Genomic DNA, 12,609 nt, shown 5'->3' with positions numbered 1-12,609 from the left:
TTCGGGGGGACGGTTACCACGGTGTGATTCATGACTGGGGTGAAGTCGTAACAAGGTAGCCGTAGGGGAACCTGCGGCTGGATCACCTCCTTAATCGACGACCGCAGCTGCTCCATGAGCTCCCACACGAATTGCTTGATTCATTGAAGAAGACGATAGAAGCAGCTTTAAGCTCCAAGCTGATAGCTCACGCTAACAGTTACAAGCTCGAAATTGGGTCTGTAGCTCAGTTGGTTAGAGCGCACCCCTGATAAGGGTGAGGTCGGCAGTTCGAATCTGCCCAGACCCACCAATTTTGTTATGGGGCCATAGCTCAGCTGGGAGAGCGCCTGCCTTGCACGCAGGAGGTCAGCGGTTCGATCCCGCTTGGCTCCACCATAAACTGCTTCTGAAAGCTTAGAAATGAGCATTCCATCAATAAGATGGTGAATGTTGATTTCTAGTCTTTTGATTAGATCGTTCTTTAAAAATTTGGGTATGTGATAGAAAGATAGACTGAACGTTACTTTCACTGGTAACGGATCAGGCTAAGGTAAAATTTGTGAGTTGCTCTTTGAGCATGCGAATTTTCGGCGAATGTCGTCTTCACAGTATAACCAGATTGCTTGGGGTTATATGGTCAAGTGAAGAAGCGCATACGGTGGATGCCTTGGCAGTCAGAGGCGATGAAAGACGTGGTAGCCTGCGAAAAGCTTCGGGGAGTCGGCAAACAGACTTTGATCCGGAGATGTCTGAATGGGGGAACCCAGCCATCATAAGATGGTTATCTTGTACTGAATACATAGGTGCAAGAGGCGAACCAGGGGAACTGAAACATCTAAGTACCCTGAGGAAAAGAAATCAACCGAGATTCCCTTAGTAGTGGCGAGCGAACGGGGACTAGCCCTTAAGCTTCTTTGATTTTAGCGGAACGCTCTGGAAAGTGCGGCCATAGTGGGTGATAGCCCTGTACGCGAAAGGATCTTAGAAGTGAAATCGAGTAGGACGGAGCACGAGAAACTTTGTCTGAATATGGGGGGACCATCCTCCAAGGCTAAATACTACTGACTGACCGATAGTGAACTAGTACCGTGAGGGAAAGGCGAAAAGAACCCCGGAGAGGGGAGTGAAATAGATCCTGAAACCGTATGCGTACAAGCAGTGGGAGCCCACTTTGTTGGGTGACTGCGTACCTTTTGTATAATGGGTCAGCGACTTATTTTCAGTGGCGAGCTTAACCGAATAGGGGAGGCGTAGCGAAAGCGAGTCTTAATAGGGCGTCTAGTCGCTGGGAATAGACCCGAAACCGGGCGATCTATCCATGGGCAGGTTGAAGGTTGGGTAACACTAACTGGAGGACCGAACCGACTACCGTTGAAAAGTTAGCGGATGACCTGTGGATCGGAGTGAAAGGCTAATCAAGCTCGGAGATAGCTGGTTCTCCTCGAAAGCTATTTAGGTAGCGCCTCATGTATCACTGTAGGGGGTAGAGCACTGTTTCGGCTAGGGGGTCATCCCGACTTACCAAACCGATGCAAACTCCGAATACCTACAAGTGCCGAGCATGGGAGACACACGGCGGGTGCTAACGTCCGTCGTGAAAAGGGAAACAACCCAGACCGTCAGCTAAGGTCCCAAAGTTATGGTTAAGTGGGAAACGATGTGGGAAGGCTTAGACAGCTAGGAGGTTGGCTTAGAAGCAGCCACCCTTTAAAGAAAGCGTAATAGCTCACTAGTCGAGTCGGCCTGCGCGGAAGATGTAACGGGGCTCAAACCATACACCGAAGCTACGGGTATCACGCAAGTGATGCGGTAGAGGAGCGTTCTGTAAGCCTGTGAAGGTGAGTTGAGAAGCTTGCTGGAGGTATCAGAAGTGCGAATGCTGACATGAGTAACGACAATGGGTGTGAAAAACACCCACGCCGAAAGACCAAGGTTTCCTGCGCAACGTTAATCGACGCAGGGTTAGTCGGTCCCTAAGGCGAGGCTGAAAAGCGTAGTCGATGGAAAACAGGTTAATATTCCTGTACTTCTGGTTATTGCGATGGAGGGACGGAGAAGGCTAGGCCAGCTTGGCGTTGGTTGTCCAAGTTTAAGGTGGTAGGCTGAGATCTTAGGTAAATCCGGGATCTTAAGGCCGAGAGCTGATGACGAGTTACCTTTTGGGTGACGAAGTGGTTGATGCCATGCTTCCAAGAAAAGCTTCTAAGCTTCAGGTAACCAGGAACCGTACCCCAAACCGACACAGGTGGTTGGGTAGAGAATACCAAGGCGCTTGAGAGAACTCGGGTGAAGGAACTAGGCAAAATGGCACCGTAACTTCGGGAGAAGGTGCGCCGGTGAGGGTGAAGCACTTGCTGCGTAAGCCCACGCCGGTCGAAGATACCAGGCCGCTGCGACTGTTTATTAAAAACACAGCACTCTGCAAACACGAAAGTGGACGTATAGGGTGTGACGCCTGCCCGGTGCCGGAAGGTTAATTGATGGGGTTAGCTAACGCGAAGCTCTTGATCGAAGCCCCGGTAAACGGCGGCCGTAACTATAACGGTCCTAAGGTAGCGAAATTCCTTGTCGGGTAAGTTCCGACCTGCACGAATGGCGTAACGATGGCGGCGCTGTCTCCACCCGAGACTCAGTGAAATTGAAATCGCTGTGAAGATGCAGTGTATCCGCGGCTAGACGGAAAGACCCCGTGAACCTTTACTATAGCTTTGCACTGGACTTTGAATTTGCTTGTGTAGGATAGGTGGGAGGCTTTGAAGCGTGGACGCCAGTTCGCGTGGAGCCATCCTTGAAATACCACCCTGGCAACTTTGAGGTTCTAACTCAGGTCCGTTATCCGGATCGAGGACAGTGTATGGTGGGTAGTTTGACTGGGGCGGTCTCCTCCTAAAGAGTAACGGAGGAGTACGAAGGTGCGCTCAGACCGGTCGGAAATCGGTCGTAGAGTATAAAGGCAAAAGCGCGCTTGACTGCGAGACAGACACGTCGAGCAGGTACGAAAGTAGGTCTTAGTGATCCGGTGGTTCTGTATGGAAGGGCCATCGCTCAACGGATAAAAGGTACTCCGGGGATAACAGGCTGATACCGCCCAAGAGTTCATATCGACGGCGGTGTTTGGCACCTCGATGTCGGCTCATCACATCCTGGGGCTGAAGCCGGTCCCAAGGGTATGGCTGTTCGCCATTTAAAGTGGTACGCGAGCTGGGTTTAGAACGTCGTGAGACAGTTCGGTCCCTATCTGCCGTGGACGTTTGAGATTTGAGAGGGGCTGCTCCTAGTACGAGAGGACCGGAGTGGACGAACCTCTGGTGTTCCGGTTGTCACGCCAGTGGCATTGCCGGGTAGCTATGTTCGGGAAAGATAACCGCTGAAAGCATCTAAGCGGGAAACTTGCCTCAAGATGAGATCTCACTGGGACCTTGAGTCCCCTGAAGGGCCGTCGAAGACTACGACGTTGATAGGCAGGGTGTGTAAGCGCTGTGAGGCGTTGAGCTAACCTGTACTAATTGCCCGTGAGGCTTGACCATATAACACCCAAGCAATTTGCTGACCTGAAAGGGCACCAGATTGCGGTGTGTGAAGACGATATGAACCGAAAGTTCGCAGCAAACACACAAACTATCGCATACCCATTCGCTGGCACGTGACCGCAAGGCACGCACCGGCTACCGAATTTCTTGACGACCATAGAGCATTGGAACCACCTGATCCCATCCCGAACTCAGTAGTGAAACGATGCATCGCCGATGGTAGTGTGGGGTTTCCCCATGTGAGAGTAGGTCATCGTCAAGATTAAATTCCGAAACCCCTATCTGCTGATGCAGGTAGGGGTTTTGTTTTGCCTGCAAGAAAAGCGTGTGCGAAAGCTTGATAAATTTGCACAGTTATTTTCGAGTTACAGCACTAGAATAGCCCCAACTTAGCTGAGCCAGAGCTCTTTTATGTCCGATCCGTCAGACACTCATCGATTGTCAGATTTACCTCTGGATGATCTGGTGGCGTGCCATGAGTGCGACCTGTTGATGCGCAAGCCGCAACTGGCCCACGGCGAAAAAGCCGAGTGCCCCCGTTGCGGGTATGAGCTCTACGCCCATCGGCACAATGTGGTCGAACGCAGTCTTGCCTTGGTCATCGCCGCTCTGCTGTTATATGTGCCGGCAAACTTCTTACCCATCATGCAACTCAATTTGCTCGGGCAGTCCTCCCAGGACACCGTCTGGAGTGGTGTGATCGGTCTGTTCGATACTGGCATGCAGGGCGTATCGGTGGTGGTGTTCCTATGCAGCATGGGCATTCCGTTGCTCAAGCTGCTTTGCCAGCTGGCTGTGCTGCTGACCATTCGCTTCAATATAGGCCGTAGTTACGGTCTGTTGCTGTACCGCATTTATCACCATTTGCGAGACTGGGGAATGCTCGAGGTCTACCTCATGGGCGTACTGGTAGCCATCGTCAAGTTAGCGGATATGGCAGCGATTACCGTAGGCCTTGGCCTGGTGTGCTTTGTCAGTTTGTTGCTGGTCCAGGTCTGGCTGGAGGTGGTCATGTCGCCACATCAGATCTGGCAAGCGTTATCAGGAGAGGATGCCCATGCGGGCGATTGATGCAGGCATTCTGATCTGTACTGAATGCCATGAGTTGAACCGGCAGGATGCGGACGCTGACCAACAAACCTGTACCCGTTGTGGCGCACTGGTTCATCCCCGTCGCCCGAACAGCTTGATGCGCACCTGGGCATTGTTGATCACGGCGGCGATTCTCTACATCCCGGCCAACATGTTGCCGATCATGACCATCAACTCGCTGGGCCAGGGTGCTCCGAGTACCATCATGTCCGGGGTCATCGAGTTGGTACAACACGGCATGATTCCTATCGCCGCGGTGGTGTTCATCGCCAGTATCGTCGTACCCACTTTCAAACTGGTGGGCATCGCCTTGTTACTGTTTTCCGTGCAGCGGCACCAGCCCATGTCTGCACAGCAACGTATCCTCATGTATCGCTTTATTGAGTTCATTGGCCGCTGGTCGATGCTGGATATTTTCGTGATCGCCATTTTGGTGGCTGTGGTGAATTTCGGTCGGCTTGCCAGTGTCGAAGCCGGTCTCGGCGCGATTGCGTTTGCCAGCGTAGTGATTTTGACAATGATTGCTGCAGTAACCTTTGATCCCCGACTGATTTGGGATAACACGGAGTCGGATGACGACCATGACTGATTTGCCTACCGCTAAAACCCGACCGGCTTCGAACTGGTCAGCCATCTGGGTCTTGCCGCTGATTGCCTTGATCATCGGTGGCTGGCTCGGCTGGAGGGCTTATACCGATACCGGAATCCAGATCAGCGTGCGCTTTGAGAGCGGTGAAGGCATTCAGCTCAACAAGACTGAAGTTGTCTACAAAGGCATGCCGGTCGGCAAAGTGAAGGCCCTCACGCTGGATGACGAAGGCAGCTCCAAGGGAGTGGTCGCGACCATCGAAATGAACAAGGATGTCGAGCAATACCTCAAGACCGGAACGCGTTTCTGGCTGGTCAAGCCGAGCGTGAGCCTGGCGGGGATCACCGGCCTGGAAACGCTGGTGTCGGGTAATTACGTGGCTATCAGCCCGGGTGAAGGGGAGTCGACCCGTAAATTCAAAGCCCTGGCCGAAGAGCCGCCACTGTCGGACTCCAAGCCAGGTTTGCACCTGACCCTCAAGGCTGACCGACTGGGCTCGCTCGACCGTGGCAGCCCGGTGTTCTACAAACAGATTCAGGTCGGCCAGGTGAAGAGTTACCTGTTGTCGGAGGACCAGAGCAAGGTTGAGGTCAAAGTCTTCATCGAGCCGACCTATGCCAACCTGGTACGCAAGCACACGCGTTTCTGGAACGCCAGCGGCATCAGCATCGATGCCAACCTGTCAGGCGTCAAAGTGCGCAGCGAGTCGTTGGCCAGTATCGTGGCCGGGGGGATTGCCTTCGCCACGCCGGAAAGCCGCAAGGACAGTCCGCCAACGGACCCAAGCCTGCCGTTTCGTCTTTACGAAGACTTTGACGCGGCGGCTGCCGGCATCCGGGTGAAGGTCAAACTCAGTGACTTCGAAGGGTTGCAAGCCGGTCGTACGCCAGTGATGTACAAAGGCATCCAGGTTGGCAGCCTGAAGACCCTCAAAGTTGACTCGGACCTGTCCAGTGCTACTGCTGAATTGACCCTGGACCCATTGGCTGAAGACTATCTGGTGACCGGCACTCAGTTCTGGGTCGTCAAGCCGTCGATCTCCCTGGCGGGTATCACCGGTCTGGAGGCGCTGGTCAAGGGTAACTACATTGCCGTCCGGCCAGGCGATAAGGGCGGTGCGCCGCAACGGGAGTTCGAAGCCAGGGCGAAGGCGCCGCCGCTGGACTTGCGTTCACCGGGCCTGCACCTGGTCTTGCTCACCGAGAACCTCGGATCGCTGGAGGTTGGCAGTCCAATCCTCTACAAACAGGTCAAGGTCGGGTCGGTGCAGAGCTACCAGTTCTCCCGCAAGAAAAAGCAGCTGATCATTGGTGTGCATATCGAGAAGGAATACGAAGGGCTGGTCAACGGCTCGACGCGGTTCTGGAACGCCAGCGGCATTACTCTCACCGGTGGTTTGACAGGCGGGATCCAGGTCAAGAGTGAATCCTTGCAGAGCCTGATGGCCGGGGGGATTTCCTTCGAGACGCCGGAGCCCAATGTACCGTTGAAAAGGCGCATCCCCCGGTTCCGCTTGTTTGAGGACCGCGAAGCCGCGCAACAGAATGGCACCGTGGTGACGATCAAAGTCGACCGCGCCGACGGTTTGCACAGCGGTACGCCGATCCGCTTCAAGGGGCTGGATGTGGGCAAGATCGAGGATGTGGACCTCAGCGGCGATCTGCAATCGGTACTGCTCACTGCGCGGATCACCGAAGTGCCAGAGCGCATTGCCCGGGTCGGTTCGCAGTTCTGGGTGGTCAAGCCTGAGCTGGGGCTGATCAAGACTTCCAACCTGGAGACGCTGGTGACCGGGCAGTACATCGAAGTGCAGCCCTCGGCGAAAAACCTCGGGCCGCAGAAAAGCTTCGTGGCCCTGGCCAGCCCTCCGGAAAGCGCTGCGCCCGAAGCAGGTTTGAGCCTGGTACTGAGCGCGGCTCGCCGTGGTTCGTTGAAGACTGGCGTACCGGTGACCTACCGAGAGATAACCGTGGGCAAGGTCACCGGTTATGAGCTGGGCCAGACGGCGGACCGGGTGCTGATCCATGTCCTGATCGAGCCAAAATATGCGCCGTTGGTGCGTAGCGGTACGCGATTCTGGAATACCAGTGGCTTTGGTCTGGACTTCGGTCTGTTCAAAGGGGCGACGGTACGAACTGAATCTTTGGAAACGCTGATCCAGGGTGGCATTGCCTTCGCAACGCCGGATGGCGAGAGAATGGGCAGTCCGGCGCGGCCGCAGCAGACCTTCCCGCTGTTCGACAAGTTTGAAGATGAGTGGCTGACCTGGGCGCCGAAGATCAGCCTCGGTAAGTAACAATAGCGTCGCCTGTACTGACGCCATCGCGAGCAAGCTCGCTCCCACAGGGGGCAGTGTTGTTCATAGAGATCAAGCACGACGCTAATCCAATGTGGGAGCGAGCTTGCTCGCGATGAGGCCATCAGTAGCGCTGAAGACTCAAAAATAGCGCAATGAAAAAAAGGCCGCGATCCATTTGGATCGCGGCCTTTTCATTTCCGGTTTTTCACATCACACCGGATCCAGCTCCGGCTCATCGGCCTGTACATTCACCGTGGCCCTCACCGCATCGTGACGACGGATGTATTTCCAGTCCGCTTCGTCGATGTAGATGCCGTTCGGGCCGCTGCCGCCTTCCAGGTCAATGGCGACACTGGCGCAGACTTGCGGTTTCACACTGGCCAGGATCGGCACAAAGCCCAGTTGCAGACTGGTTTCCAGCAGAGCGGCCTGGTTTTTCTCGTCGATGTCCGCCGCTTCGTCGAGGTAGTACGGCAGGCGCACGCGGCCGGCCTGTTCGCGGTCCATCAGGTGCAGCAACAAATACATGTTGGTCAGCGCCTTGATGGTCATGGTGGTGCCATTGGACGCTGCGCCATCGATGTCGGTGTGGATCACGGGCTGACCGTTGACCTTGGTGATCTCGAAGGCCAGTTCGAACAAGTCCTTGAGACCGAGCTGGTTGTGGTTCGCCGCCACCAGCCGCGCCAGGTATTCCTTGGCTTCTTCGTTCTTGTTGTCCTGCTCGGCGCTCTGGCTGAGATCGAACACCGACAGCGTCTCGCCTTCTTCGTACTGGCCGGCGCTGTGGATGATCTGGTCGATGTGCTTGAGCGCTTCCTTGTTCGGCGCCAGGACGATCCGGAAACTCTGCAGGTTGGACACCTGACGTTTGTTGATCTCGCGGTTGAACAGCGCCAATTGATGTTCGAGGCTGTCGTAGTCGCTGCGGATGTTGCGCAGGGTCCGGGCGATGTCAGTCACGGCCGCACGCCGTGCCTTGCCCAGGGTCAGGGCCTCGTCAGTGCGGTGGGCATAGGCGTTGATCAACAGTTGCAGGCGCCGTTCCATGTCGTCTTCGCTGTCGAACTTGGCTACGCCCTTGAGACGCACCTGGGCATACAGCGCTTCGATCTGGCCGTCGACCCGCAGCAGGCCTTGCCAACTGTCCTGGTAGTCATTGAGCAGTGGCAGCAGGTTGTCCATGGAGTCGTCTACCGGGTCCATGAACGGCGTGCCGAACGGCAGGTCTGCCGGCAGCAATTGGCGACGGCGCAAGGCATCGTCGAGGGTGCGTTGCTTGGCTTCCATGTCGGCGATCTGCCGGCCCACCAGTTGCAACTTGGCGGACAGTTGCTGGACGCGCTCGGTGAAGGCATCGCTGGAGCGCTTGAGTTCGTCCTGGGCGGCTTCCATTTGCGCCAGTTGTTCGAGTTTCTCGCCTTCTTCGGCGCTCAGGGTCTGAGTACGGCGGAAGTCTTCCAGAGCCTTTTGCGCGTCGAGAACCTGCTGGTACAGGGCTTCGGTCTGGGTCTTGCTCGCGGCGCGGTCGGCGGCCACGGCTTGCTGGGTCTTGAGCTGCTTGAGTTCTTTTTCCAGGCGCTCTTTCTGGTCGCGCAGCGCGGCGCGGTCAGCCAGGGCTTGCAGGGCTGGCGGCTCGATGTGGGACAGGTCGATGGACAGGCCCGGTACTTCGAAACGTTCACCCTTGAAGCCGTCGAGGATCAGCTCCATGGATTTGACCCACTCGCCGTTCTCGTCCAGCGCGATGCCGTGTTCGCCCAGTGGCAGGCTGAACAGGGCGCTGTTGAACAGGCGCATCAGGCGTTCGACGTCCTGCTGCGAGAACTCTTCGCGCAGGCGGGCGTAGCTGTTGTTGTCGGCGTGGTCGAGTTGCTGCTTGACCGACTTCAGGCGTTTTTCCAGATCCCGCAGGCGCTCTTCCAGGTCTTCGGCGCTGAACTGCCGCGACTGGGCCAGGGCACCGGCCAGTTCGTCGTGGGCGTCCTTGGCCGCGAGCAGTTGCTGCTCCAGAACCTTGACGTCATCCACCAGGGCAAAGCGGTTCTTGAGCACCGACAGCTCGCCGATCCAGCGCTGGATGCCGCTGATTTCCCGCTCCAGGCGCATCAGTTCCTGAGTGCCGCCGCGCTGGTCGTTCTGCAGCGAATCCTGTTCGTTGCGGTAGTGTTCGGCCTGGATGGTCAGCTCTTCCTTGCGCGCACTGGCGTAGTCCGACCAGGTGCCGAGCAACGAGTCGAGCAATGGCGACAGGCGATGCAGTTTGCCGCGCAGAATGTCGCGCTGCTTCACGCCATTGGCCAGGGCTTCCACCAGCGGGCCGGCGGCGACCAGGGAGTTGTAGTCCTGCTCCATGCGTCGTACGTCGCGGAAGGCTTCTTCGCACGCCGCAATGTAATCCACGCTACCGGAGCGCAGGCTGTGCTCGAAGGCATCGAGGAACAGTTGCTTGAGCTTGGCCGCAGTGATTTCGCGCATGTGCAGCAGGTTGATGAACAGCGCGCGGAAGGTCTTGAGGCTTTGCTCGCTGGTGGAGCGCAGCGGGATCAGCGTCAGGTCCAGCGGAATGGACGTATGACCGCCTACCAACAACCGCCGCAGTTCATCGGGCTTGAGCTCGTAGGCTTTGAGGCCTTCGCGCTCCAGGTTGGTGAACAGTTCTTTCTGACGCAGGCAGGTGTCGTCTTTCTGGTAGTGGGCCAGGTCCAGTTTGCCGGCGTAGGCAAAGAATTGGTGACCGAAGCCGCCGCCGGGGCCGCGACCGACCACGCCGATCACGTGTGGGCCGTGGGGCAGGGCGACTTCCACCAGGATGTAGCTGGTGTCCGAGGCAAAGTAGAAACGCCGGGACTGTTCCAGGCTGTACTTGCCGAAGCTCATGTCCGACATGCGTGCCAGGATCGGGAACTGCAAGGCGTTGATCGAAGCGGATTTACCGAGGTTGTTCGCGCCGTACACCGACAGCGGTTCTTCCAGCGGGAACAGGCCGAGGCTGTAGCCTGCGGTGTTCAAAAGGGCAAAGCGGCGGATGCCGTAGCGTTCCTTGCTCATGCGTCGGTCTCCTGTTCTTCGGCAATGGCGCGGGCCAGTGCGTCTTCTTCGCTCTCGGCATCAAAGGGGCTGAGGTCCAGCGGATCATCGGTTTGCAGCAGTTTCTCGTCGCTGTCTTCGTCGATCAGCACCGGCACGGGCAACGGCAGCACGCTGTGCAGGCTGGCAGCCAGGTCGCGGTCCTGCTGGACCGACAGGCAGACGTCGAGGAAGCGGTGCATCGGCGGCAGGAAGCGGTACACACCGTTTTCCTCGCCGGCAAAACCCAGTTGGGTCATGCGCCGCATGATTTTTTCTTCCAGCTCTTCCTGGGTCTGCACTTCGGCCTGGATGAACAGGTCGCGGTACTTGTCCAGCAGTGAGGGCAGTTCATCGCGGCCCAGGCTACCACCGTCGAGCACGGCGATCGGGTCGCGGCCCTGGTCGGCCAGGTGCTCGACCAGGATGAATGTGAACAGCGCCAGGCGCTGGGCGGTCTTGTTCACTGCGGCGGCAGCGAGGTCTGGCACAAAGTAATAGAAGCCACGGGTGTCGCACACCAGCTCAAAACCCAGGGCTTTGAACAGCGTGCGGTACTGGTCCTGGAAGTTCGACAGTTGCGCGTACAGTTCCGGGTCGCGGCGGCTGACGTGGTAACCCTTGAACAGCTCGCGAAAGATCGGCGCCAGCTGGGACAGTTCGGATAGATCAAGATGCATGGGGGATGCTCGCAGAATCCTCGGCGGCGTTGTCGCGGGCCGAGAGCAGGGCGAAGGAGCGCAGGCTGACCTGATGCTCGTGAGTGTGGTAGTCGCGGCGTTCCAGACGCTCGCGCTTGAAGCGTTTTTCCCGCGACAGGCGCGAGAACCAGTACAGCAATTCGTCGGTGGCGCCGTCCGGTTCCTGCTCCAGCAGCCAGGTCATCAAGTCCGGCATCGGCAGGGCGTCTTCGCAACGCTCGACCATCTCGCGCACCGTGCGTGGTGCCCGCGGCGCCTCGCCGCCCTTGTGGGTCTTGTGGGACTTGGGGAAGCGCGTCGGCTTTGGCTCGAAACGGGCCAGGGCGTAGACATAGGCTTCGACTTGGCTCGCACTGCCCAGGAAGGTGCTTTGCGGCCGGGTGAACAACGGCATGGCGGCCTGCGGCACGGCATCGATGCCTTTGCGCCGAATAGCCGCCAGGGCCAGGGCGGCGCCACGGGTCACGGCGTTGTGGCGGCGGGCCTCTTCGCGCAGTGGCAGGAGCAGTTCGCGGGCATGGCGCAAGGTCAGTTGGGCACTGGTCTGCATTTCGAGGATGCGCGCGTGGGTGCGCAGCAGCATGTCATCGTCCACCAGGTGGCCGAGGCGCTGCTGTTCGGTGAGCATGCGCAACAGCACGTTCTCGACCTTGCGCACGCCTTGCTCGAACGCACCGTCGGCGTTCACCAGTTGGATCATCGGTTCGACGTATTCGTCCCAGGTCGCCAGCACTTCGGCGTAGCGCTGACGCAGGGGGATCTGCCGGTCGCTGGTCTTGGCTCGTTCGGCCACGGCCACCAGGGCCTGTTCATCGTTGGCGAGTTTCTTGAGGACGTCGCGCACGCGCATGTCCAGCAGGCGCAGCTGACGGGCCAGGTCGTTGCCGTCGCGTATATCGAAGGCGTCCTGGATGTAGCCGGCCAGGCGCTCAAGGTGACGCAGGTAGGCTTCGATCTCCAGGCACAGGCCCAGACGGTGTTCGCGGCGCAGGTAAGCGAGGAAGTCGTGGATCTGGGCGTTGAGCTCGAAGCGATTCGGGCTTTTCGCCACTGGCACGAGGATGTCCAGGCGGATCCACACGTCCAGCAGGCTGGTGATGTCCTGGGGCGTGCTGTCCAGTTGTTGGGCGGCCAGCTGTGAACGCAATTCGTTGAGGCTCAGGGTGCCCTGGTCGAAGTGCTCGCACAAAGGTTCCAGCAATGCCCAGTGTTCAGCGAGGGCGCGCAAGACGCGCTTGGGTTCGATCATCGCAATGGCCGTCGGGTTGGCAATTAAAAGCGGCGATTGTACTGCATCGGGCCGCTTGCGATTCACCCCTGAGACGGACTGTCGTGTGGTATCGATCA

The 12,609-nt window shown here is 57.6% G+C and carries 6 protein-coding genes, 2 tRNA genes and 3 rRNA genes (1 of these 11 only partly in view); 8 read left to right on the top strand and 3 right to left on the bottom strand.

Annotation, left to right across the window (positions count from 1 at the left end; all coding sequences use genetic code 11):
* The 8 genes from EPZ47_RS25100 to EPZ47_RS25065 form a co-directional block, all read left to right on the top strand.
* A 16S ribosomal RNA gene (locus EPZ47_RS25100) occupies nucleotides 1-93 on the top strand (it extends 1,444 nt beyond the left edge of the window).
* A 122-nt stretch (nucleotides 94-215) separates the two neighbouring features.
* Nucleotides 216-292 (top strand) — tRNA-Ile (locus EPZ47_RS25095).
* A gap of 10 nt (nucleotides 293-302) precedes the next feature.
* A tRNA-Ala gene (locus EPZ47_RS25090) sits at nucleotides 303-378 on the top strand.
* A 239-nt stretch (nucleotides 379-617) separates the two neighbouring features.
* A 23S ribosomal RNA gene (locus tag EPZ47_RS25085) occupies nucleotides 618-3,509 on the top strand.
* A 149-nt stretch (nucleotides 3,510-3,658) separates the two neighbouring features.
* Nucleotides 3,659-3,774: ribosomal RNA gene (gene rrf, locus EPZ47_RS25080) — 5S ribosomal RNA — on the top strand.
* Together the 16S, 23S and 5S rRNA genes with 2 tRNA genes alongside form the textbook arrangement of a ribosomal RNA operon.
* 149 nt (nucleotides 3,775-3,923) lie before the next feature.
* On the top strand, nucleotides 3,924-4,583 hold the full coding sequence (locus EPZ47_RS25075) for a paraquat-inducible protein A (RefSeq protein WP_135847180.1): 660 nt from the start codon (nucleotides 3,924-3,926) through the stop codon (nucleotides 4,581-4,583).
* Complete coding sequence (locus tag EPZ47_RS25070; protein ID WP_135847179.1) at nucleotides 4,570-5,193, top strand: paraquat-inducible protein A; 624 nt, start codon at nucleotides 4,570-4,572, stop codon at nucleotides 5,191-5,193. Before EPZ47_RS25075 ends, EPZ47_RS25070 begins: the two co-directional genes overlap by 14 nt.
* Nucleotides 5,186-7,489 (top strand): PqiB family protein, encoded by a 2,304-nt coding sequence (locus EPZ47_RS25065; protein WP_135847178.1) that lies wholly within the window; start codon nucleotides 5,186-5,188, stop codon nucleotides 7,487-7,489. Before EPZ47_RS25070 ends, EPZ47_RS25065 begins: the two co-directional genes overlap by 8 nt.
* 213 nt (nucleotides 7,490-7,702) lie before the next feature.
* Here the strand turns inward: EPZ47_RS25065 and mksF are convergent, their stop codons facing one another.
* The 3 genes from mksF to mksB are packed head-to-tail and all read right to left on the bottom strand — an operon-like array spanning nucleotide 7,703 to nucleotide 12,511.
* Nucleotides 7,703-10,543 (bottom strand): Mks condensin complex protein MksF, encoded by a 2,841-nt coding sequence (gene mksF / locus EPZ47_RS25060; protein WP_135847177.1) that lies wholly within the window; start codon nucleotides 10,541-10,543, stop codon nucleotides 7,703-7,705.
* Nucleotides 10,540-11,241, bottom strand: coding sequence for an Mks condensin complex protein MksE (gene mksE / locus EPZ47_RS25055; protein WP_135847176.1), 702 nt, complete (start codon nucleotides 11,239-11,241; stop codon nucleotides 10,540-10,542). The genes mksF and mksE overlap by 4 nt, the downstream gene beginning before the upstream one ends.
* Nucleotides 11,231-12,511 carry an Mks condensin complex protein MksB gene (mksB, locus tag EPZ47_RS25050; protein WP_135847175.1) on the bottom strand — a complete coding sequence of 427 codons (1,281 nt, stop codon included), beginning with the start codon at nucleotides 12,509-12,511 and terminating at the stop codon, nucleotides 11,231-11,233. Before mksB ends, mksE begins: the two co-directional genes overlap by 11 nt.
* Nucleotides 12,512-12,609: the final 98 nt, after the last annotated feature.

It is taken from the genome of Pseudomonas viciae, from assembly GCF_004786035.1.
Lineage (GTDB): Bacteria > Pseudomonadota > Gammaproteobacteria > Pseudomonadales > Pseudomonadaceae > Aquipseudomonas > Aquipseudomonas viciae.
This window is presented reverse-complemented; position numbering and strand designations above follow the sequence as displayed.

Bases quoted from the DNA above. Each gene is read 5' to 3' on its own strand.
- mksE (WP_135847176.1), bottom strand. From the start codon at position 11,241: ATGCATCTTGATCTATCCGAACTGTCCCAGCTGGCGCCGATCTTTCGC.
- EPZ47_RS25070 (WP_135847179.1), top strand. From the start codon at position 4,570: ATGCGGGCGATTGATGCAGGCATTCTGATCTGTACTGAATGCCATGAG.
- mksF (WP_135847177.1), bottom strand. From the start codon at position 10,543: ATGAGCAAGGAACGCTACGGCATCCGCCGCTTTGCCCTTTTGAACACC.
- mksB (WP_135847175.1), bottom strand. From the start codon at position 12,511: ATGATCGAACCCAAGCGCGTCTTGCGCGCCCTCGCTGAACACTGGGCA.
- EPZ47_RS25075 (WP_135847180.1), top strand. From the start codon at position 3,924: ATGTCCGATCCGTCAGACACTCATCGATTGTCAGATTTACCTCTGGAT.
- EPZ47_RS25065 (WP_135847178.1), top strand. From the start codon at position 5,186: ATGACTGATTTGCCTACCGCTAAAACCCGACCGGCTTCGAACTGGTCA.